This is a genomic window from Streptomyces sp. NPDC048277 (genome assembly GCF_040652235.1).
Lineage (GTDB): Bacteria > Actinomycetota > Actinomycetes > Streptomycetales > Streptomycetaceae > Streptomyces.
The window spans coordinates 205,753-226,976 of sequence record NZ_JBEZLQ010000012.1; the positions used below are offsets into that span (position 1 = coordinate 205,753).

Below are 21,224 nucleotides of genomic sequence, written 5' to 3' on the forward strand. Positions count from 1 at the left end.
CTGGGCAGGTGAGCCGCGCCCGAGCGGATGACTCCCCCGGTGTGTCCGCCGGCACCGGCGGAGCCGATCCCCGCCGCTGGTGGGGTCTGGTGGTCATCGCGCTCGCCCAGCTGATGGTCGTCCTCGACGCGACGATCGTGAACATCGCCCTCCCCTCCGCCCAACGCACACCCTCGCCTTCGGCGGACTGCTCCTGCTCGGCGGCCGGATCGCCGACCTGGTCGGCCGCCAGGGCGTCTTCGCCGCGCTGCTCGCCCCTTCCGCGCTCAGCCTGCTGACGACGACCTCCGACCCCAGGGAACGCGGCAAGGCCTTCGGCATCTACGGCGCCCTCGCGGGCAGCGGCTCGGCGATCGGGTTCATCGTCGGCGGACTGCTCACCGAGTACCTGGACTGGCGCTGGTGCCTCTACGTCAACGTGTCCATCGCCGTCGTGGCCGTCTTCGGCGCCTCCGCCCTGCTGCACGACCGTCCGGGCCACGGCGGCGCCCTACTCGGCTGCGGCGGACTCGTCGCGATCGTCTACGGCTTCAGCGAGGCCCAGCCCCGCGGCTGGAGCGACCCGCTCGTCCTCGGCCTGTTCGCGGCCGGTGCCGTCCTGCTCGCCGCGTTCGTCCGCTGGCAGAACCGCGCCCCCAGCCCCCTCCTGCCCCTGCACATCGTCAAGGACCGCAACCGCGCGGGCAGCTTCCTGACGATGGCCCTCGCGACCGTCGCCATGTTCGGGCTGTTCCTCTTCCTGACCTACTACCTCCAGATCATCACCGGCTCCACCCAGATATCCGCGCGCCTGCTGCACCGGGTCGCCCCGCGCATGCTCATGGTCCCCGGCATGCTGCTCGCCGCGTGCGGCCTGCTGCTGATGGGCCTCGGCCTGGGCCTGACCTTCATGCCGGTGTTCGCCACCGCGACCGCCGGTGTCGCCCCGCAGGACTCCGGCGTCACCTCCGCCACCGTCAACACCTCCCAGCAGGTCGGCGGTTCCATCGGTACGGCCCTGCTCAACACCATCGCCACCACCAGCAGCGCCGCCTACCTCACCGCCCACCTCCACGGCCCCGCCCAGAAGGCAGCCGTCGTCCCGCAGGCCGTCGTGCACGGCTACACGGTCGCCATCTGGTGGGCGGTCGGCGTGATGCTGCTGGCCGCTCTGGTCGCGGGCCTCCTGGTGACGGCGAAGCCCCCGAAGCAGGACGTCCCGGCCGGGACCCCGGTACCGGAACCGGTCGGCTGAGCGGCCGACGGGCGATCACCTCATCCGGAATGTCACTCACCCATGGGACGTTCCTGCCGTGCATGAATCGCCTCATGGGATTTTTCCGGGGCCTAGGCAGCACGGCGTGGGCGTACGTCCGCAGCGCCCCCGGCACCTACGTCTGGCTGGCGATTCTCTTCGTGACCACCGTCGCGCTGCACCGCATGTCACCGGATTTCGAACAGCAGTTCCTGCGCCAGCGCTCCACCAACATCCACGAACTCTCGGACAACCCCGTGCGGGTGCTGATCGCGAGCGCGATGTGGATCGACGGCGGGCACTGGGTGCCGTACGCCTTCCTCTACACCGTCTTCCACGCGCCGGCCGAACGCTGGCTGGGTACGGACCGCTGGCTGACGGTGTGCGCGGCCGCGCACGTGCTGGCGACCCTGATCAGCGAGGGCGCGCTGCTGAAGGGCATCCACGACGGCATCGCCCCGCCCGCCGCGGTCAACACCCTCGACATCGGGGTCAGTTACGCGCTGGCCGGGGTGATCGGGGTGCTCGCGTACCGGATCGCGACACCCTGGCGGTACCCCTACATCGCCGTCGTCCTGCTGGTCTACGGCCTTCCCCTGACCGAGACGCCCACCTTCACCGACCTGGGACATTTCGTCTCCGTGTGGATCGGCCTCGCCTGCTATCCACTGGTCAGAGGCCGCGGAAAAGCATGGAATCCGAAGGAGACACTGGCCGCCCTCAAGGGTTAACGTCCGGCCATGAGCAGCTCGGCAAGCAGTGTCGTCAACGGCGGCATCTCCTTCTGGTACGCGAACGACGGCCTCCCGGCGGTCCGGGAACCACTCGCCGGTGACACCTCGGCCGACGTGGTGATCGTGGGCGGTGGCTACACCGGCCTGTGGACCGCGTACTACCTGAAGAAGGCCGCCCCCTTCCTCCGAGTCACCCTCCTGGAACAGAAGTTCTGCGGCTACGGCGCCTCCGGCCGCAACGGCGGCTGGCTCTACAACGGCATCGCCGGCCGCGACCGGTACGCCGCGCTGCACGGCCACGAGGCCGCCGTACGCCTGCAGAAGGCCATGAACGACACCGTCGACGAGGTCGTCGCGGTCACGAAGGCCGAGGGCGTCGACGCCGACCTGCACAAGGGCGGGGTACTGGAAGTGGCCACCACCCCGGCCCAGTTGGCCCGCCTCAAGGCCTTCCACGAGCACGAGCTGTCGTACGGCGAGAAGGACCGCGAACTCTACGGCGCCGGGGAGACCCGGGAGCGGATCCGCGTCGCCGACGCGGTGGGCTCGACCTGGACCCCGCACGGCGCCCGCCTGCACCCGGTGAAGCTGCTGAAGGGCCTGGTCGCGACCGTCGAGGCGCTCGGCGTGGACATCCACGAGTCCACCCCCGTGACCGAGATCCGCCCCCAGCACGCGGTCACCCCCTACGGCACCGTCCGCGCCCCCTACATCCTGCGCTGCACCGAGGGCTTCACCGCGAACCTCAAGGGCCAGAAGCGCACCTGGCTGCCGATGAACTCCTCGATGATCGCCACCGAGCCGCTGACCGAGGAACAGTGGCGGGCGGTGGGCTGGGAGGGCCGGGAGACCCTCGGCGACATGGCACACGCCTACATGTACGCCCAGCGCACGGCCGACGGCCGGATCGCGCTCGGCGGGCGCGGGGTGCCGTACCGCTTCGGGTCGCGCACGGACAACGACGGCCGGACGCAGCAGGCGACCATCGACGCGCTGCGGGAGATCCTCGTCCGCTTCTTCCCGGCCCTCGCCGGCGTCGGCATCGAACACGCCTGGTCCGGGGTGCTCGGCGTGCCGCGCGACTGGTGCGCGACCGTCACCCTCGACCGGTCGACGGGGCTCGGCTGGGCGGGCGGCTACGTCGGCTCCGGGGTCGCCACCACCAACCTGGCCGCCCGCACCCTCAAGGACCTCGTCCAGCTGGACTCCGGCCAGGCCGGCCGCACCGACCTGACCGAGCTCCCCTGGGTCGGCCACAAGGTCCGCAAGTGGGAACCGGAACCCTTCCGCTGGCTCGGCGTCCAGGGCATGTACGCCACCTACCGCGCCGCCGACCAGCGCGAACGCCTCCACCCGGGCACCGAGTCATCCCGACTGGCCCGCATCGCGGACCGGGTGGCCGGACGGCACTGACGTCGGACGACCCCCTGCTCCACTGCGTGCACCGGCCTTGCGGATGCGCGGCCCCACCCCTGCACATAACGTCGTAGGTATAGACCAGTCGGGGAGTGGAAGGGAGTGGACATGACCCGAACCAAGCACAGCAGGACCCGCAGCACGGCCCGCAAGCGGGCGCCGAGGATCGCGTCCCGCCTCGTGACGGCACCGACGGCGCCCACCCCGACGACACCCGAACCCGAGCCGCGGCAGCCGGCACCCTCCCGCGGCCACACCCTCCCGCACGCCCCGCCGCGCCGCCCCACCCGCATGCGCATAGCCGAGACCAACCCCTGGTCGGTCACGGTCATGAGCACCCTCTTCCTGGGAGGCCTGGGGGTGTGCGTCCTCGGCGCCGTGCTCGCCACGTCGGTGCTGCTGGCCATCGTGGCCCCGGGCGAGTGGCCGTCGCCGTCGGAGACGCTGGTCATCGCCACCGTGGTCATCATGCTGGAGGTCCTCCTGGGCACCGCCCTGGCATGCCTGTGCAGCTTCATGTACAACTACACCGCGCGGTTCGGCGGCGGCGTCGAAGTGGCCCTGACCGACGACGTCACCGACGCACCCCCGGCCGCCCGGGCCCTCCAGCTCATGACCCGGCTACAGACCCGTGCCCGCCGGCGCCTGCAGACCTTCCTGCCGACCGGCTCTCCCCGACCCCCCACCGACGCCGACCACCGCCGCGAGCAGCCCTGAAGCGCCAGGGAGTTCCCGGAGAGGTTCGAACGGGCAGGAGCAGACTGCTGCCGGGCCCTGCGAACCTCCCTAGGAGCACACCTTGTTACGACGCATGTGCATCTCCCTCGCCTCCCTCGTCCTCGCCGCCGGCCCGGCCGACGCGCTCGACGGAACCGGCAACCTGCACAGCGCCGCCGCCCTCGCCACGGTGAAAACCGCCAACTGGTCCGGATACGCGGCCGTCGGCAACTACCGCAGAGCCGACGCCACCTGGGTGCAGCCGGCGGTCACCTGCACCTCCGGGACCCAGTACTCCAGCGTCTGGGTCGGCCTGAACGGCTACAACAGCAGCACGGTCGAGCAGATCGGCACCGAGGCCGACTGCTCGGGCGGCACCCCGGTGTACTACGGCTGGTACCAGTACTACCCGGACACGAGGCACTCCTTCAGCGACACCGTCACCCCCGGCGACACGATGGCGGCGTTCGTCCTCTACGACGGCAACAGCACTTACGACGTGGCCATCTTCGACGAGACCGCGGACTGGTCGGAGGTCATGGTCCAGTCGCTGCCGGGCACGCCGAGCACCTCCGCCGAGGTCGTCGTCGGGCTGCCCCCCTGCGACAGCGGCTGCATCCAGCCACTGGCGAACTTCGGCACCGTCTCCGTCCAGCAGGCGCGATTCAACTACCTCCCGATCTCCGCCGCCAACCCGGCCCAGGTCGTCATGGTCAACGGAGCGGGCCAGAACAAGGACACCGTCAGCGCGCTGAGCAGCGACGGCACCGACTTCAGCACCACCTGGGCCAGGGCCGACTAGCACCGCACCACGTTGATTCAGAGGCTGCTGATCAGAGGCTGCCGAGAAGTGCCAGGCGCTCGGCGCTGGTCGAGCCCTGGTCGGCGTAGTAGACGACGATCAGCTGACGGGCTTGTGGGCGCACCATCTTCTCGTAGCGCAGGTCGAGTTCACCGACGAGCGGATGGTTCAGCCGGGTGAGGCCGGTGTCGCGGCGGCGGACCTCGCGGCGGGTCCACAGAGTGCCGAACCGCTCGCTGGTGACGGCGAGTTCGCCGATTGTCTCCAGCAGCTCCGGGTCGGCGTCGTCGACGTCGATCATGGCGCGCAGGCCCGAGACGGCCTTCGCCGTCATGTCGTCCCACTGTGCAGGACCCGCAGGGCCCCGTCACGGGCCGGGACGATCACCTCGTCCTCGTGCTTCGGCCGCGCTCCGGGAACGGCGAGGCCACGTGCAGGACGTAGTCGGCTCCCGCCACGGCCCGGTCCCAGCCGCTGTCAGAGGTCAGATCCGCCTCCACCCAGGACACGCCGCCCGCATGCGGGGCTCCGGCCACGGCGAGCATCCGCTCGACGTCAGGACGCCGGGTCAGGGAGCGCACCGTGGTCGTGACCGTGTGCCCGGCGGTCAGAAGCTGAGCGATCATGCGGGAACCCAGAAACCCGGTTCCGCCCGTGACGAGTACATGTGCCATACCGTGATGGTCGGCGACCGGATCAGCGACACCGGCCCCTCATGGCGGCTCACCGCCCCTTTCGTTGGAGCCCCCTGTCGGATTCGAACCGACGACCTACGCATTACAAGGGCCTGCAAAATCGTGACGAATGATGATCCGCGATCATGATCGATCCGGTTTTACCTGGTCAGAGTATGTGCGCTGTGATGCGCGGTGCAGCTCGTGACGGCTCGTGCCGCACCATCCGCTCACGCATCGCTCACGCAAAAGAGGACTGCTGACCAGTACGTTCGCACCCTCTGGGGTGGCTTTGCCGTGCGGGCGGCCCCCAGATTCGGTAGCGAGGGCGTGGGCACCCGGCGGGTTCTCCAGGGCCGTCCGCTCGCGCAGGAAGTCCTCGGCAAAGCGCCGATGGGCCGTCGCGCCCGACGGACCCGACGACGCGGACGACAACTGCTTCCACGTGCAGCCCAACGTGGCCACGAACACGATCGCAGCCAGCACCTCCCGGTCACCGCGCCGACGCCGACCGCCGCCCCGAGGCCGGGACGGCACCTCCGGGACCACCCACTGGAACAGCTCCCACAACTCATCGGGCACCAGCGGCTCAACGATCGAGAGCACGACCGACAACCTACCGAACCAAACGAGACAGCATCTCATTCGACCGCCTGACCGCGCGCGGGGACGAACTGTTTGAGTTCGTCGACGCGTTGCTGTGCGCGGACGGTCCGGTGACTTCGCCGATGGACTTCACGCTGGTGGCCGAGCACCGGCACGACACGATGTACGAGGCGTTGCCGTAGACGTGGCAGAACAGACGGTCCGCGCTGGTCCGCGCGTCGGGGCGGAGCGAGTTGCTGACGCCGACCGCCAGGACCAGGCGGCCGTCGGCTGCCTGCGGCATCGGCAGACCGGGCAGCACTGCCGTAGCCGGGGTACGGCCACGTTCCCGTAGTTCACACAGCGGATGGTCTTCGGACCAGTCCAGCCCGGCTGGCCGAACTCCTTCGTCACCGCCCCCGAATTGGGCCGGACGTCCTGGTGCCAGCTGCTGGACGCCGTCTGTCTCGGCCCCAAGGACGACGTCGCCGAGGCCACCGCCACCCAACACGTTTCTACGGCGGTGAAAGAATCCCGACGAACCATGAGTCCACGGTCTGACTCTTCCTGTAGAAGGTGTTGGGTTGCACAGGATCGCACAATGCAACCAGGACGTCACCCTCCTGCAGTTCCACGGCCCTTCGGAACGAACTCGTCCTGCTTTCCCTCAAGCGGATCACCGTGAATTCTAGTTCATGAAGGCCAGGCGCGAGTTCGACGAATTTCGGCGCTTTGCTGAATCGGTCTCGAGAACAAATCTCCAGGCCGTTCTCGCGGATGGATACGGTACCCGCCCTGTCTGTGAAACTTCGGATCGGCTCTCTGATTTCAGCAATCAGAAGAACCCCCGTCCTGCCGCTCTTCTGTGCTCTGCACAGGAACTTTCTGGCTCGCCAGGGTATCCGCTTCACTTCATCGAGAGTTCCCACGGAGAGAGGCGCATCGGATCTTTTCATGGTCTAGTTGTCCTCACGCCTGTCGTCACCCAGGTTCCCTCCCGAGGCAGTTCCAATCACTGCATAGCCGACCGAACTGACGTTGCCAACTCCGGCCAATACACGGCTCACCATCGCTCCGAACTTCATAGACATTCGCGTGAATATGGGGGCCCCTACAGCTTCTTTCCGCAGTGAATCAGCCATCTTGCCTGCCCCATACCCAGCCCCGGCCATTCCAAGGCTCACTGCTCCCATGACACAGCCTCCCCACTGTTGAGAGAAACACGCATCTGCGGTGGTTGCCCCGCCCAGTGCGAAACCAGCAAACAGGGCTGCGTCGGCAACCCACCCCAGTGGGGTGATCATGGAAAGGACACCTAGCACGATGCCGGCTACGCCCAGCCAGGTGCTGTATTTCTGCATGAAACCGTGGGAGGCGTCGATTCCCGTTCCTACTCCGCCTGCAGCGCTGCGCAGCAGGTCCCAGGGGGTGGTTGGTCCGCACCAAGCGGAGAGGACGCTACCTGCGCCCACTGCCGCCGTGACGGCCCCCGAGGTCATCGTGGCCGCCGTGCTGCCTTCCTCCAGGCCCAGGAGGTCCGCGACGCCGGCGCCGGCCGAGGGCATGAGCAACCCGGCACCCAAGCCGTACAGCGCGCCTGTGCCGACGGCCGTGCCGAGGCCGCTCCAGCTGAAGTCGTGAGGGTGGCTCAGGGAGTAACTGACGCCGCCGAGGACTCCGCCGATGACGCCGCCGATGGCAGCGCTCACGCACAGCGGGCAGGCGCCGGAGGGGTCGGTGAGGGTGGTGGGGTCGTCGTCGGTGTAGGCGTAAGCGGAGGTGTAGGGTCGGCCGACCGTGTCGCTGACGGGGTCGGTGCTGGTGAAGCGGCCCGTGCCGGGGTCGTAGGTGCGGGCGCGGAGTTGGTAGCCGAGGGCGGTTCCGGCGGGGTCCTGGTACTGGCCGGTGTAGGCGAAGGGGTTGGCGGGTGCAGTGGTGGTGAGGTTGGTGGCGGTGGTGTTGCCATATGCGTCGTAGGTGTAGCTGGTCTGGTCGACGCCGGTGGAGGAGGTGAGGTCGGTGACGGAGCCTTGGGGGTCGTGGTGGTCGTAGTAGGTTCCGGCGCTGGTGTGGAGGGCCTGGGGTTCGCCGATGGGGTCGTAGGTGTAGTCGGCGATCAGGGTGCCGGAGCCGTTGGTCTCGTCGGCGACCTGGGGCAGGGGGTTGTTGATGTCCCAGTAGGTGGTGCGGGTGAGGGCGCTGCCGGTGTTGGTGGTGGTGCGGTTGCCGTCGGCGTCGTAGGCGTAGGTGTAGGTGGTCGAGCCCACGGTGGCGCCGGAGAGTTCGTTGGCGGCGTTGTATTTGTAGGTGGTGGAGCCGGCGGAGGTCTCGTTGCCGTCGGCGTCGTAGGTGTAGGCGGTGGTGGCCGTGCCGGTGGTGGTCTTGGTGAGTTCGTCGGCCGCGTCGTAGGTGTAGGCCGTGCTGCTGGTGGTACTGGGGGTGCTGAGGGCTTTGGTGAGCCGGTTGCCGGCCTTGTCGTAGGTGTAGGTGGTCTTGGTGGATCCGGTCGGGCAGCCAGTGGAGCCTGAGGGGGCGGTGCACTCGGAGAGCAGCCGGCCGTTGGTGTCGTAGCTGTAGCCGGTGGAGGCGGTGACCCCGGAGCGGGTGGAGGTCAAGGTGGAGGGGGAGCCGTTGGCGTCCCTGGTGACGGTCCACTTGGCCAGGGCGCTGGTGGCGTTGGCGGAGCCGACGCTTGCCAGTTGGCCGGCGCCGTCGTAGGTACGGGTCTCGGTGTAGCCGTTGGTGCTGGGCAGTGCGCTGGTGGTGAGGTTGCCGTCGAGGTCGTACGCGTACGTGAGCGAGGCCGAGTTCGCGCTCTGGCCGGTGATCTCGTCGTCGGCGTTGTAGGTGAACGTGGCTTTGGCGGCGTCCGGGTAGGTGCGGGCGGTGACGTCGCCGTCGGCATCGTAGGTGTACGTGAAGGGGGTGGTGCTTCCGGGCGCGGTGAGGGTGAGGAGGCGGCCCGCGGTGTCGTAGGTGGCGGTGCGGCTGCCGGTGGCGTCGGTGATCCCGGTGACCTGGCCTGCGGCGTCGTAGGTGTAGGCGACGGAGGCGGTGCCGTCGCTGTAGGTCACACCGGTGGGCAGCTTGCGGCCGTCGTAGGCGGTGGTGATGGTCTGGCCGCGGCCGTTGGTGGTCGTGGTGGGGTTGCCGTCGGCGTCGTAGGCGTAGGAGACGGCCCGGCTGAGCGGGTCGGTGGTCTTGGTGAGCTGCTGGTCGGCATCGTAGGTGTAGCCGGTGGTGTGCCCGTTGGCGTCGGTGCGGCTGGTGACGTCACCGAAGGCGTCGTACGCGTAGGCGGTGGTGCCGGTGTCGGGGGCGGTGACGGTAGTGAGGTTGTCGTCGGCGTCGAAGGCGTAGCTGGTGGTGTTGCCGCGTCCGTCGGTGGCGGAGGCGACGTTGCCGTCGGCGTCGTAGGTGCGGGAGGTGGTGGCGCCGGTGGGGTCGGTGACGCTGAGCGGGTTGCCGTTCTTGTCGTAGCTGTAGGTCCAGGTGTAGGCGGCCGCGGTGGCACCGGTGGCGTTGCCCCGGGGATCGGTGGCGGTGAGCCGGCGTCCGTCGGCGTCGACGGTGTAGCTGGTGATCTCGCCCAGGGGTGAGGTGACGGAGGTCAGGTTGTGGTCGGCGTTGTAGCCGTAATTCGTCGTGTAGTAACGGCCGTCGGTGACTGCTGTGACGTGGTTGGTCTTGTCGTAGGTCCTGCTGATGCTCTGGCTGAGCGGGTTGGTGGTCTTGGTGGTGTTGTCGTCGGCGTCGTAGGTGTAGCTGGTGGTTCTGTTCAGCGGGTCGGTGACGGTGATGGGCCGGTGGGATCCGTCGTAGGCGGTGGCAGTGGTCGCGCCGCTGGGGTCGGTGACGGTGATCTGGTCGCCGGCGCCGTCGTAGCCGTAGGTCCAGGTGTAGGCGGCCTTGGTGGCCCCGGAGACGTTGCCGCGCGGCGATGTCGTGGTGAGTAGCCGGCCCGCCTTGTCGTAGGTGTGGCTGGTGGCCCCGCCCAAGGGGTCGGTGACGGAACTGACCCTGCCGGTCGCCGTGTAGGTGTAGGCGGTGCTCTTGCTGTCCGGTCCGGTGACGGAGGTCTGCCGGTTCGCCGCGTCGTAGGCGTAGGTGGTCGTCGCGCCGAGCGGGTCGGTGACCGAGCTCAGGTTGCTGTCGGCGTCGTAGCTGTAGGCGGTCTTCTTGCCCCGTGGGTCGGTGACCGAGGTGACATTGTCGTCAGTGTCGTACACGTAGGTGGTGGTGTTGCCGAGGGCATCGGTGCCGGTGAGCCGCCTGCCGGAGGAGTCGTAGGTCGCGGTCGTCTGCTCACCGAGCGGCGAGGTGACCGAGGTGAGGTCGCCGGCCGCGTCGTAGCCGTAGGAGGTCGTCTCACCGCGGGGCGTCGTCTCCGTGGCGAGCAGCCCGGCTGCCGTGTAGGTCATCGCGGTCACGGCGCCGGCGGGGTCGGTGACCGAGGTCAGATGCCCGCCGCTGTCGTAGCCGTACGTCGTCTGGTAGTAGCGTCCGTCGGTGTAGCTGGCCACGTTGCCGGACGTGTAGGTCCAGCTCTGGGTGGCCGTGGGCGTCACCTGCGTGAGCATGTGGCCCGTGCTGTCGAAGCTGTAGGTGGTGTGGTCGCCGAGCGGATCGAGGACCGAGGTCCGGTTGCCGTAGGCGTCGTAGCCGAAGTAGGTACGGTTCCCGAGCGGGTCGTACTGGGCGACGAGCAGGCCGCCGGCGTACAGGTCGCTCCAGACTCCCCCGTCGGGAGCGGTGACGTCGGTCTCCCCGGTCGTCGTGTACACCAGCGTCGTCGTCGCGCCTGCGCCGTCGGTCTGCGAGACCACCCGCCCGGAGGAGTCGTACGTGTTGGAAACGACGTCGTTGCCCCGCGGATCGTGAATGTCCGTCAGGCGGCCCGAGCTGTCGTACGAGTAGGTGGTGGTACCCCCATCGACCCCGGAGACCGAGCTCAGACGTCCCGACGTGTAGCCGTAGTCGACGTGCCGGCCATCGGCGAGAGTGACCTTGCTCAGCATCGGCCCGGTGTAGGAAAGGGTCACCGTGCGCCCAGCCGCGTCCGTGACAGTCGAGGGCTCGCTGCCGCCCGAGTACGCGAACGTCAGGCCCTGCCCCGACCTGTCTTTCCTGCTGGTGAGGAGCCCCGCCGCGCTGAATGTCAGCACCTGCTGATCCAGAGTCGTCAGCGTGTAGCCGCCGGAGACCGCTGCCAGCGTCGAGCGAGCCAGGACGGGGGTAGTGAAAGCACCGCTCGTCGTTTTGGTGTAGGTGAACCTGGCGCCGTTCTCGTCGCGAACCGTGACGTCGCCGTTGGACGCCACGGTCAGGGACGTCTCCCAGGGCAGGGTCCAGCCGGTTCCCAGCGCGCCGGACACGGAATCGTTGGAGGAATAGCCACGCGACAGCTTGAAGGGCACACCGCTGCCCGCCACGGTGGCATCGGTGAACGACTCGGAGAAGGCGCCCGTTGCCGTGTTCACCGGGTCGCACCGCAGCGCCTGGGGACGGACGGCTCCGGAGGCCGTGCCGCCGCACTGGCCACCGTAGGACTGTTCGGCCGGGACGCCTGCAAACCTGTAGGCGGAGACGGCGGCGGTTCCTCCGGACCCGCCCTCGACCGTTCCCGTCACCGACATGCTGATGTATGTGCCGATGGAGCAGTCCGCGGGAACCGCGTAGGTCGCGTACACGCGCGGCGGCGTCGGCGCAGTGGGATTCATCAACGTATGGCTCGGGTGGGAAGTCACCACTTGGCCGGTGTCGATGATGGTCGACGTACCGCACGCCTCCACGTCCCAGGTGACGTGGACCGGATAGGTGTCGTCCAGGTAGACCTTGTTGACCGCGTCGTAGTCGGTCGCCGAATTCCAGACGTCCGCGCCGAAGGTCAGCGATTCCCCGGGGATGACCACCCCCGTGTTGGCCGAACGCGGCGAGACCTCCAGGGCATCGACCCAGGAACGCGGATCGCCGCCCGGCCCGTACATCACCACGTTGTCCAGCGTCCCGTACACGGTGGCGGCGTCCGCCGCGGCCGTCGATCCAGCGGCTTTGACCTCGGCTTTGGTGACTGCCCGTACGGCGCCGGCCGAGGGGCGCGTTCTGGAGGTCGAGGGGTGCGTCTTGGGGGCCGCCGACGATACCGAGGTCCGGACCTTGCGGTCGTGCCTGACCTGCGTACGGCGTTGCGACAGCGACATCGCATGCTGGGGTACGGCGGGGGCGGGACCGTCGGCCGCCGATATGCTCGAACCGGGAGTCGGCACGGGAGCTGCGTTGGCCACAACGGGAAGAGCGGAGTCGAGCCCGGCAAGAAGGGCGAGAAGAGCGATCACCACTCCGGCTCTGAGCAGCCTGAAGCGCCGTAAGTCCATGACATAGCCCCTAGGTCCGATCGGTTCCTGGCACCACGACAATCAGCAGGTCATGAACTTGTCGCGGGCCGATCATTCCTTGAGGCCGACGGTCGAACAAGATTCGCCCTGTGCACAGAAGTGCCTGTGACATCTCTTGCGTCAGAGTGCACCTTCGGAACAACGACAACACTTTCCCCCGAAAGGCAATCTTCCGCTTTGCGCGTCAATAGGTTTAATTACTGACTCGTTACCGATGATTTGTCACCTTCAGCGTCCATAATTGCCGAACCCTTGCTTCACTCCGGGAAGTAAATTTCCAGCATGAGATCGGCATGACTCAAATCCGCCCAAGACGCAGAACGCGCCAGATTCGGGGCGGGGTGTCCGGGCCGCGACGACGACCTCACTGCCGACGGCAGTTGGCGCCAGCGTGCGGCGCCGACGTGGGTGGTTGCAGCGAGAGCGGTCACGGCCGTGGACCGCGTCCGAGACCGCCAACCGTCTGCGGGCAAACATGGCTGAAGAACACGGCGGTGCTGTGCTGCCTGGATGACGAGTTGGGTCTGTACGACGACGTCGTGCTCGGCCTCTTCGTCCCTCCTGATGCTCAGCAGCATCCTTCCTGGCAACCCCTCTTGCTCCCAAACCGGTTGCCGCACGGTGGCAGGGCCGGTCAGTTCGGCCATGCGAGGGTCGTCGATGCCTACGACGGACAGATCCTCGGGGACTCGCAGGGCGGATCGCCCGAGGGCAACCTCGTCGGAGTGAGCGTAGACGGCGGTGGGCGGTTGGGGCTGGCTGAGGAGTATGGCCATAGCGTCGGCGCCTTGGGTGCCGCCCAGTTGATGGTGACGACGGAGCGTTCACCGACAGAGATACCCGCGTCGTGCAGGACCGCAGGCGGGGTCGAGGGTCGTGAACGTGCACAGTTCGATGACGGGCGCCGTGGTCATGCGGCCCTACCTTCTTGAGTGGGTCCCGTGAGTTCGCGACTCTGGGACTGCAGCGCGTGATCTTCATGCCTGGAGGTGCTGTGCTCACGTATCGTCTTCCGGGTGACTGATGCGACCGTGGGCGACCGGACTGATATCCCCGGCAGCGTCCTCGGCGAGCTGGCCAACACTTTCGGGTTGGTAGAGGTGCGGGAGTGCCGCTACCTCGCCCACGGGCTGATGAACCTGAACTGGAGGGTGGACACGCCGGCCGGGGCATTCGCCCTCAAGCGGGTCACTACTCCGTACGCCAGGAGCTGCCGCCCCGTGAGGACGGCACTCGCAGGTCCTTCGCCCGTGGCGGCTACGACAGCCGCAAAGCCGCCCAGGCCGACCTCGACCACGTACGCGCCCTCCTCGGCCTCGCCGAAGCCGACGACCCCGAGGGCATCCAGCTGATCGCCGAGATGCTCGCCGAGGTCAGCCGCGACAAGCTGCCTTTCCCAGCCGTGGAGGAGACAAGGCGCCGCCTCAACGCCGGCCAGGACCTCGTCGGCAGCCTCACCGTCAGCGAATGGCTGGACCGGTGGCTCGCGGGCAAGCGCATCCGGAAGTCGGGCATCAGCCGCTACGAGACCGACGTCCGCGTCCACCTCAAGCCCCACATCGGCGACCGGCGTCTCGACCGGCTGCGCGTGAGCCATCTCAGCGAGATGTTCACCGCCATCACCGACGCCAACGCCGAGATCCTGGAGCAGAACGCCCAGCGGCGTGCGGCGGCCGAGGAGTTGGCGTCCGTGCCCTGGAAGGGCGTGGAGAACCGGGCCCGCCGCAAGGCCATGAAGGCGGCGATCGACGCGATGCCGCCCTTCCGCCGCGTCACCGGTCCCGCCACGTGCCAGCACATCAAGGCCACGCTCCGCGCCGCCCTGAACGACGCGATCGGCCAGCAGATCATCACGTTCAACCCGGCAGCCCACGTCGAGATCGACCCCGTCCGCAAGCCCAAGGCCCTGGTGTGGACGGACGAGCGGGTCGCCAAGTGGCAGCAGACCGGCGAGAAGCCCTCCCCTGTCATGGTCTGGACGCCGGAACAGACCGGCGCCTTCCTCGACTTCGTCTCGGCGGACCGGCTGTACGCCATGTGGCACCTGATCGCCTTCCGCGGCCTGCGCCGAGGCGAGGCATGCGGCCAACCATGGTCGGAGACCAACCTGGACCGGCACTCCCTCACCGTCGCCGGTCAACTCGTCCAGGACGGGTGGGATGTCGAGGCGTCCGAACCGAAGACCGACAGCGGCTTCCGCGTCGTAGCCCTGGACGAGGACACGGTCGGCGTCCTGGAACGGCACCGCAAGCAGCAGAAGGCGGACCGCGAGGAATGGGCATCGGCCTGGGTCGAGACCGGCCTCGTCTTCACGCAGGAAGACGGCTCCTGGCTGCACCCCGGCAAGGTCACCGACCTCTTCGAGCGACTCGTCGCAGCCTCCGGCCTCCCTCCGATCCGGCTGCACGACCTCCGCCACGGCGCAGCCACCCTCATGCTCGCCGCCGGCATCGACGTGAAGATCGTGTCGGACACGCTCGGGCACAGCGACACCCGGATCACCCGGGACATCTACCAGAGCGTCCTCCCCCACGTCGGCAAGACCGCCGCCGAGGCCACCGCCAAGCTGGTCCCGCTCCAGCGCAAGACCGAGGCCGAGAAGGCCCGCAAGGCTGCCGAGAAGGCCAGGGAGAAGACGAAAGCCCGGGCGAAGGCGAAGAAGAAGAGCAGGCGGAAGAAGCCCAAGAAGTAGCGCCCGGAGCCGCTCCGCTCACGCATCGCTCACGCAGACCGTTCCGACCGCGTCGCCATCACCCGATGCGGGCCGCCCACGCAAACCAAAAGGCCAGGTCACGCCCTATGTGACCTGGCTTCTTCGGGAGCCCCCTGTCGGATTCGAACCGACGACCTACGCATTACAAGTGCGTTGCTCTGGCCAGCTGAGCTAAGGAGGCGTGCACGCGCGTGGCGCTGATGTGCCAGAGCAGTGTACCCACGTCCCGAGCGGGGCCTGTCGAAAATTTCCGCGAAGTTCACAGGCCTCCAGGTACTGACATACGGGGTGAACGCCAGGTACCGTCCAGAGCCAGTTCACTCTCGTGGACTACACCACCACCTTCCTACAACGGATCGTCCGGCACGTTCCTGCCGGTAGAAGGGGGCCTCTGAGCCATGGCCACTGTCACGTTCGACAAGGCGACCCGGATCTACCCGGGTTCCACCAAGCCCGCCGTCGACGGCCTCGACATCGCGATCGAGGACGGCGAGTTCCTCGTCCTGGTCGGCCCGTCGGGTTGCGGCAAGTCCACCTCGCTCCGGATGCTCGCGGGGCTGGAGGACGTCAACGGCGGCGCCATCCGCATCGGTGACCGCGACGTCACGCACCTGCCGCCCAAGGACCGGGACATCGCCATGGTGTTCCAGAACTACGCCCTCTACCCGCACATGACGGTCGCCGACAACATGGGCTTCGCGCTCAAGATCGCCGGCGTCAACAAGGCGGAGATCCGGCAGAAGGTCGAGGAGGCCGCGAAGATCCTCGACCTGACCGAGTACCTGGACCGCAAGCCGAAGGCGCTCTCCGGTGGTCAGCGTCAGCGTGTCGCGATGGGCCGCGCCATCGTGCGTGAGCCGCAGGTCTTCCTCATGGACGAGCCGCTGTCCAACCTGGACGCCAAGCTCCGTGTGTCCACGCGTACGCAGATCGCGTCGCTGCAGCGCCGTCTCGGCATCACCACCGTCTACGTCACCCACGACCAGGTCGAGGCCATGACGATGGGCGACCGCGTGGCGGTCCTCAAGGACGGTCTGCTCCAGCAGGTCGACTCGCCGCGCAACATGTACGACCGCCCGGCCAACCTCTTCGTCGCCGGCTTCATCGGCTCCCCCGCCATGAACCTGGTCGAGGTCCCGATCACCGACGGCGGTGTGAAGTTCGGCAACAGCGTCGTCCCGGTCAACCGCGAGGCGCTCAAGGCCGCCGCCGACAAGGGTGACCGCACGGTGACCGTCGGCGTCCGTCCCGAGCACTTCGACGTCGTCGAGCACAACGGCGAGGCCGCGTCCGCCCTGTCCAAGGACACCGAGGACGCCCCGGCGGGTCTCGCGGTCTCCGTGAACGTCGTCGAGGAGCTCGGCGCCGACGGCTACGTCTACGGCAGCGCCAAGGTCGGCGACGACCTCAAGGACCTGGTCGTCCGCGTCAGCGGCCGCGCGGTCCCGGAGAAGGGCGCCACGCTGCACGTCGTGCCGCGGCCGGGCGAGACCCACGTGTTCTCCACGTCCACGGGTGAGCGTCTCTCCGACTGAGCGATCAACCGGAGAAACCTCCGACCAGGGTGAATCCACCCAAGTTGACGGCAAGGGCCCCGCAGCCTGCTGCGGGGCCCTTTGCGTTGCCCCGTTTTACCCCGGCAAGCGGGTGGTTTTCGAGCAATGTGCGTCAACCCCGTACCCGGAACACGGCACTTCTACGTCCCCCGAACCGGTGACTAAATGTCGCCAAATCATTACCGCACGCTACCCTCACACGCGTGAAGCACTCCACCACCCCACAGACGCGACGTGGCCACCGGGGCGGCCCTGCCCGCCGGATCGGCCGCACTCTCGCCCTCGTCCTGCCCGTCGTCCTGGTGCTCTCCGGGACCCTCGCCGTCACCCGCGTCAACTGGACGGGAAGCCCGCGGAGCTCGGTGCTCACCGCGACCGACGTGACCGACGCGCACGTCTCCTCCAAGGCCGTCGCCGAGGCCCCGCAGGACGTGCTGCGCGACCAGCTGATGACCGAGCTGCAGGACAGGAGCCCGGGCCAGGTCCTCACCCACCTCCAGCAGGCGGTCAACGGCCACCCGTCGCTGGCCGAGCACTGCACGTCCATCGCCCGCGCCCTGGGCCGGGCCGCGGTCCGCATCTACGGCGCCTCGCGCGCCCAGTCGTACGCCCGCCCCGTCTGCGACACCTCCTTCGCGTCCGGCGTGCTGGCCGCGCACAGCTGAACGCCCGCTGGTAAGCAGGTAACGGGTCCTTAAGGGGACCATTACGGCAGGCAGCCTGCCCCGGGGCGCCGCGTACAGTTCGGGCATGACCCATCCGAACGCCGCGTTGCGCCCCACTCAAGCCGTGGTCCTGGCCGGTGGCCAGGGCTCACGGCTTCGCCCGTACACCGACGACCGGCCCAAGCCGATGGTCGAGATTCCCGGTACGGGCACGCCGATCATCGGCCACCAGTTGACCTGGCTCGCCGAGGAGGGCGTCACCGACGTGGTGGTCTCCTGCGGCCACCTCGCCGAGGTCCTGCAGAAGTGGCTGGCGTCGGCCGACCTGCCCCTCTCCGTCACGACGGTGGTGGAGACCGAGCCGCTGGGCCGGGGCGGCGGTCTCAAGTACGCGGCCGCGCATCTGCCCCACGCCGACCGGCCCTGGTACGCCACGAACGGCGACATCTGGACGCGGTTCTCGCTGCGCGACATGGCCGACTTCCACACGGAGCGGGACGCGGTGGCGACGCTGGCGCTGGCGCGTCCGCGGATTCCCTGGGGCGCGGTGAAGACGGACGGCTTCGGCCACATCACGGACTTCATCGAGGCACCGCCGTCGACGTTCGAGATCAACGCGGGTGTGTACGTCTTCTCCCCCGAGTTCGCCGGGATGCTGCCGGAGCGCGGTGACCACGAGCGGACGACGTTCCCGCACCTCGCGCGGAGCCGGCAGCTGGCCGGGTTCACGATTCCGCAGGGGGCGTACTGGCGGGCGATCGACACGGCGAAGGACCTGACGGAGGCGGCGAAGGAACTGGCCGCGCTGGGGCGGTAGCGGCGGCTTCCCCCTCTCTCTTTTCTCTTTCTTTCCTCATGGCGATGGGGCCCCGCGCCGCAAGGTGCGGGGCCCCATCGCCATGAGGTGGGTGGGTCAGCCGAGCAGGCCGCCCACCAGGCCCGGCTGGCCCGAGGACGACGCGCCGCCGGTGCTGCTGCTGCCGCTGCCGGTGCCGGTGCCCGCGCCCGTGCCGCCTGTCGAGGACGTGCCGCCGGTGGCCGTGCCGCCCGAGGTCGGGCCTGCCGTCGTGGGGGCGGGGGCGGTGTGCTGCGGAGGTGCCTGGCCCGTCGTGCCCTGGGTCTGGCTCGGGGTGGTCGTGGTCGTGCCGGTGCTGTGGGTCGCGCCCGGCGTCGTCGCCGCCCCGGAGGGGCCGGCCGTCACGCCGCCCGACGGGGACGTGGACGCCGACGGGGTCGCCTGCCGGTGCTTCGTCGGCTTGCCGGGGAGCGGGGAGCCGGGGAGGTTGTTGCGGGGCGCCTCGCCGGGGCCGGGGACGATCACGCGGCTGGAGTCGCGGACCGCACCGCCCAGGAGGGAGCCGACGAGGAGGGTGAGGCCGATGGTGATGGCCGTGATCAGGGCGCCCCTGCGCAGCACATAGGCGCGCAGCTCCCAGATGTCGGAGCGTGGGCCCAGGCGTCGCCAGGCGCTGCCCGCCAGGCGGCCGTCGACGGAGTAGACGGGGGCGCCGGCGATGATCAGCGGCGACCAGGCGGCGAGGTAGATGATGTCGGGGGCGTCGTACGCCGGGACGGTCTTCCAGCTGACGGTGACGATGAGCGCGGCGGACAGCAGCGCGCCGACGACCGCGGCCACCCGCTGCCAGCAGCCGAGGACGGTCAGGACACCGACGATCACCTGGAAGAAGGCGATCACCAGGCCGGAGCCGACCGGGTGCTGGAGGGCGAACTGGCGCAGCGGCTCGGCGACCTCCCAGGGGTGCAGCGTGTTCAGCCAGGTGACCATGGAGCCGCGCTTGCCGCCGTCGAAGTAGACGGGGTCGCACAGCTTGCCCATGCCGGCGTAGATGGAGATGAAGCCGAGGAAGATCCGGAGCGGGAGGAGGACCACTCCGAGGTTCATCCGACGGCCGGGGTAGTAGGCGTGCCGGGCCGGGTCGCCGTCGCCGTGCCGCCTGGCCGACCGCGGCCCGTCGAAGTCCTCGTAGCCGTCGTCGCGGTCGCCGAACCGGTCGCCGAACCGGTCGTCGCCGTAGGCCGGTGCGCCGTAGCCGGGTTCGTCGTAGCCCGGTTCCTCGTAGGCGCTGCCGACCGACCGCATGTTCGGGAGCAGCCGGTTCTCGCCCGAGGCCGGGGAGCGCGGGTGGCCGACCAGCGGTGTCTCGACGGTCTGGTCCAGCACGTCGTAGCCGTCGCCGACGCGCGGGATGACCCGGGTCGCGCCGGCCGGCTCGGCCGGTTCCTCGGCGTACCGGACGCTGCCGCCCCGGACGGCCTGGAGCAGCCGGTGGGCGCCGGTGTCGTCGGGCGCGGACCTGCCGCTCCACACGACCGGGCGGCGCCGGCCGGTGGCCGCCCCCGCTCTGCCCGCCGTGCCGACGACCGGGATCCGCGTGGTGTCCTCGGTGGCGCTCATGTGCCGTGCGACCCGGGGGGATTGGGTACGCCGTGTCGATACGCCCAGCTGCACGCGGAAACTCGCGTGGTTGACGATGACCTGCGCCGGATCGCTCGGCACCTTCACCATGCTCAGCGCGGGAGCGTCGTCGGGACCGGAGGCGAATCCGGAGCGGAATCCCGACGAGCGGTCCCCCGTGGGTGTGCGGGGTGTTCTGGTGTCCACACTCATCTAACCGAGTGACGTGGAGTTAGGACACTGCTTTGACCGGCCGGATGTGTCCGGACCCCGTCAAGGATGTCCTGGACGCCGGAATTACCCCGTACGGGTGAGCTTACGGACGCCTGTTCAGCTCCGGCGGCGCGCCGTCTCGTACAACGGTCAGGCCCGCTGCCGTGCCGCCTCGTACAGCACGATTCCCGCCGCCACACCCGCGTTGAGCGACTCGGCGCCGCCCGGCATCGGGATCCGGACCCGGTAGTCGCAGGTCTCGCCGACCAGGCGGGACAGGCCCTTGCCCTCGCTGCCGACCACGATGACGACCGGGCCGCCGAGCGCCTCCAGGTCGGCGATCTCGTGCTCACCGTCGGCGGCGAGGCCGACGATCACGATGCCGGCCTTCTTGTACGCCTCCAGGGCTCGGGTGAGGTTCGTGGCGCGGGCGACGGGCGTGCGGGCGGCCGTACCGGCCGACGTCTTCCAGGCACCGGCGGTCATACCGGCAGCGCGGCGCTCCGGTACGACGACTCCATGGCCGCCGAAGGCGGAGACGGAGCGGACGACCGCGCCCAGGTTGCGCGGGTCGGTGACCCCGTCGAGGGCGACGATGAGGGGGTCCTCGCCCTCGTCGGCGGCGGCCTCGGCCAGGTCCTCGGGGTGCGCGTACTCGTACGGCGGGACCTGGAGGACCAGGCCCTGGTGGTTGAGGCCGTTGGTCATACGGTCCAGCTCGGGGCGCGGGGCCTCCATGAGGTTGATGCCACCGCGCTCGGCGACGAGCTGCAGGGCCTCGCGGACGCGCTCGTCGTTGTCGATGAACTGCTGGACGTAGAGGGTGGACGCCGGGACGCCCTCGCGGAGCGCCTCGACGACCGGGTTGCGGCCGACGACCATCTCGGACGTGCCCTTGCCGCCCCGGCCCCGGACCACCGGGCGGCGCTGGACCTGCTTGGACTTGGCGTTGGCGATGCGGTTCTTCTTGTGTCCCTTGCGCATCTCGGCGGGCGGGGTCGGACCCTTGCCCTCCAGGCCCCGGCGCCGCTGGCCGCCACTGCCGATCTGCGCGCCCTTCTTGCCGGACATGCGGCGGTTGTTGGCTGCCATGGTTACCCGTCT

At 69.1% G+C, this 21,224-nt stretch carries 14 protein-coding genes, 1 tRNA gene and 3 pseudogenes; 9 read left to right on the forward strand and 9 right to left on the reverse strand.

Annotated elements, in window-relative coordinates; all coding sequences use genetic code 11:
• Positions 1–8: 8 nt before the first annotated feature.
• The 5 genes and pseudogenes from AB0D85_RS26055 (at position 9) to AB0D85_RS26075 (ending at position 4,903) form a co-directional block, all read left to right on the forward strand.
• A pseudogene (locus AB0D85_RS26055) lies at positions 9–1,234 on the forward strand (MFS transporter).
• A 74-nt stretch (positions 1,235–1,308) separates the two neighbouring features.
• A complete protein-coding gene (locus tag AB0D85_RS26060) occupies positions 1,309–1,965 on the forward strand; it encodes a rhomboid-like protein (protein WP_362324647.1) in 657 nt (218 codons plus the stop codon).
• 9 nt (positions 1,966–1,974) lie between these two features.
• Positions 1,975–3,381, forward strand: a complete 1,407-nt coding sequence (locus AB0D85_RS26065) for an FAD-dependent oxidoreductase (protein WP_362324650.1) — start codon at positions 1,975–1,977, stop codon at positions 3,379–3,381.
• A 111-nt stretch (positions 3,382–3,492) separates the two neighbouring features.
• Positions 3,493–4,101 (forward strand): DUF3566 domain-containing protein, encoded by a 609-nt coding sequence (locus AB0D85_RS26070; protein WP_362324653.1) that lies wholly within the window; start codon positions 3,493–3,495, stop codon positions 4,099–4,101.
• Positions 4,102–4,183: 82 nt separating this feature from the next.
• Positions 4,184–4,903: a G1 family glutamic endopeptidase gene (locus AB0D85_RS26075; RefSeq protein WP_362324656.1), complete on the forward strand. Its 720-nt coding sequence runs from the start codon at positions 4,184–4,186 to the stop codon at positions 4,901–4,903.
• A 31-nt stretch (positions 4,904–4,934) separates the two neighbouring features.
• Here the strand turns inward: AB0D85_RS26075 and AB0D85_RS26080 are convergent, their stop codons facing one another.
• The 6 genes and pseudogenes from AB0D85_RS26080 to AB0D85_RS26105 all read right to left on the reverse strand — a co-directional run bounded on the left by AB0D85_RS26080 (position 4,935) and on the right by AB0D85_RS26105 (position 13,333).
• A complete protein-coding gene (locus tag AB0D85_RS26080; protein ID WP_362324659.1) occupies positions 4,935–5,237 on the reverse strand; it encodes a hypothetical protein in 303 nt (100 codons plus the stop codon).
• Positions 5,238–5,286: 49 nt separating this feature from the next.
• A complete protein-coding gene (locus tag AB0D85_RS26085) occupies positions 5,287–5,529 on the reverse strand; it encodes a hypothetical protein (RefSeq protein WP_362324662.1) in 243 nt (80 codons plus the stop codon).
• Between the two features lie 426 nt (positions 5,530–5,955).
• A pseudogene (locus tag AB0D85_RS26090) lies at positions 5,956–6,222 on the reverse strand (transposase); the annotation flags it as partial.
• A 130-nt stretch (positions 6,223–6,352) separates the two neighbouring features.
• Positions 6,353–6,522 (reverse strand): annotated as a pseudogene (locus tag AB0D85_RS26095) (transposase); the annotation flags it as partial.
• A 599-nt stretch (positions 6,523–7,121) separates the two neighbouring features.
• Complete coding sequence (locus AB0D85_RS26100; protein ID WP_362324665.1) at positions 7,122–12,362, reverse strand: DUF6531 domain-containing protein; 5,241 nt, start codon at positions 12,360–12,362, stop codon at positions 7,122–7,124.
• 452 nt (positions 12,363–12,814) lie between these two features.
• Positions 12,815–13,333, reverse strand: coding sequence for a substrate-binding domain-containing protein (locus tag AB0D85_RS26105; protein WP_362324668.1), 519 nt, complete (start codon positions 13,331–13,333; stop codon positions 12,815–12,817).
• 368 nt (positions 13,334–13,701) lie between these two features.
• Here AB0D85_RS26105 and AB0D85_RS26110 point away from each other — a divergent pair, with 368 nt between their 5' ends.
• On the forward strand, positions 13,702–15,249 hold the full coding sequence (locus tag AB0D85_RS26110; protein WP_362325069.1) for a site-specific integrase: 1,548 nt from the start codon (positions 13,702–13,704) through the stop codon (positions 15,247–15,249).
• Positions 15,250–15,377: 128 nt separating this feature from the next.
• On the opposite strand, the gene AB0D85_RS26115 is transcribed toward AB0D85_RS26110, so the two are convergent.
• Positions 15,378–15,451, reverse strand: a tRNA-Thr gene (locus tag AB0D85_RS26115).
• Between the two features lie 217 nt (positions 15,452–15,668).
• Here AB0D85_RS26115 and ugpC point away from each other — a divergent pair.
• The 3 genes from ugpC to AB0D85_RS26130 all read left to right on the forward strand — a co-directional run bounded on the left by ugpC (position 15,669) and on the right by AB0D85_RS26130 (position 18,308).
• The gene (ugpC, locus tag AB0D85_RS26120) at positions 15,669–16,805 is read left to right on the forward strand and encodes a sn-glycerol-3-phosphate ABC transporter ATP-binding protein UgpC (RefSeq protein WP_362324672.1); all 1,137 of its coding nucleotides are present in this window, start codon (positions 15,669–15,671) and stop codon (positions 16,803–16,805) included.
• A gap of 224 nt (positions 16,806–17,029) precedes the next feature.
• On the forward strand, positions 17,030–17,491 hold the full coding sequence (locus tag AB0D85_RS26125) for a hypothetical protein (RefSeq protein WP_362324675.1): 462 nt from the start codon (positions 17,030–17,032) through the stop codon (positions 17,489–17,491).
• Between the two features lie 85 nt (positions 17,492–17,576).
• Positions 17,577–18,308 (forward strand): nucleotidyltransferase family protein, encoded by a 732-nt coding sequence (locus AB0D85_RS26130; RefSeq protein ID WP_362324678.1) that lies wholly within the window; start codon positions 17,577–17,579, stop codon positions 18,306–18,308.
• A gap of 96 nt (positions 18,309–18,404) precedes the next feature.
• Here AB0D85_RS26130 and AB0D85_RS26135 read toward each other — a convergent pair whose 3' ends face one another.
• Both AB0D85_RS26135 and rlmB read right to left on the reverse strand, forming a co-directional pair.
• Positions 18,405–20,120 carry a DoxX family protein gene (locus tag AB0D85_RS26135; RefSeq protein WP_362324681.1) on the reverse strand — a complete coding sequence of 572 codons (1,716 nt, stop codon included), beginning with the start codon at positions 20,118–20,120 and terminating at the stop codon, positions 18,405–18,407.
• Positions 20,121–20,270: 150 nt separating this feature from the next.
• The gene (rlmB, locus tag AB0D85_RS26140; protein ID WP_362324684.1) at positions 20,271–21,212 is read right to left on the reverse strand and encodes a 23S rRNA (guanosine(2251)-2'-O)-methyltransferase RlmB; all 942 of its coding nucleotides are present in this window, start codon (positions 21,210–21,212) and stop codon (positions 20,271–20,273) included.
• Between the last annotated feature and the right edge of the window lie 12 nt (positions 21,213–21,224).

What these genes read in the sequence shown, in the direction of transcription:
- AB0D85_RS26060 (WP_362324647.1), top strand. Translation starts at nt 1,309, where the DNA reads ATGGGATTTTTCCGGGGCCTAGGCAGCACGGCGTGGGCGTACGTCCGC.
- AB0D85_RS26065 (WP_362324650.1), top strand. Translation starts at nt 1,975, where the DNA reads ATGAGCAGCTCGGCAAGCAGTGTCGTCAACGGCGGCATCTCCTTCTGG.
- AB0D85_RS26070 (WP_362324653.1), top strand. Translation starts at nt 3,493, where the DNA reads ATGACCCGAACCAAGCACAGCAGGACCCGCAGCACGGCCCGCAAGCGG.
- AB0D85_RS26080 (WP_362324659.1), bottom strand. Translation starts at nt 5,237, where the DNA reads ATGACGGCGAAGGCCGTCTCGGGCCTGCGCGCCATGATCGACGTCGAC.
- AB0D85_RS26085 (WP_362324662.1), bottom strand. Translation starts at nt 5,529, where the DNA reads ATGATCGCTCAGCTTCTGACCGCCGGGCACACGGTCACGACCACGGTG.
- AB0D85_RS26100 (WP_362324665.1), bottom strand. Translation starts at nt 12,362, where the DNA reads ATGTCGCTGTCGCAACGCCGTACGCAGGTCAGGCACGACCGCAAGGTC.
- AB0D85_RS26105 (WP_362324668.1), bottom strand. Translation starts at nt 13,333, where the DNA reads ATGGCCATACTCCTCAGCCAGCCCCAACCGCCCACCGCCGTCTACGCT.
- ugpC (WP_362324672.1), top strand. Translation starts at nt 15,669, where the DNA reads ATGGCCACTGTCACGTTCGACAAGGCGACCCGGATCTACCCGGGTTCC.
- AB0D85_RS26130 (WP_362324678.1), top strand. Translation starts at nt 17,577, where the DNA reads ATGACCCATCCGAACGCCGCGTTGCGCCCCACTCAAGCCGTGGTCCTG.
- AB0D85_RS26135 (WP_362324681.1), bottom strand. Translation starts at nt 20,120, where the DNA reads ATGAGTGTGGACACCAGAACACCCCGCACACCCACGGGGGACCGCTCG.
- rlmB (WP_362324684.1), bottom strand. Translation starts at nt 21,212, where the DNA reads ATGGCAGCCAACAACCGCCGCATGTCCGGCAAGAAGGGCGCGCAGATC.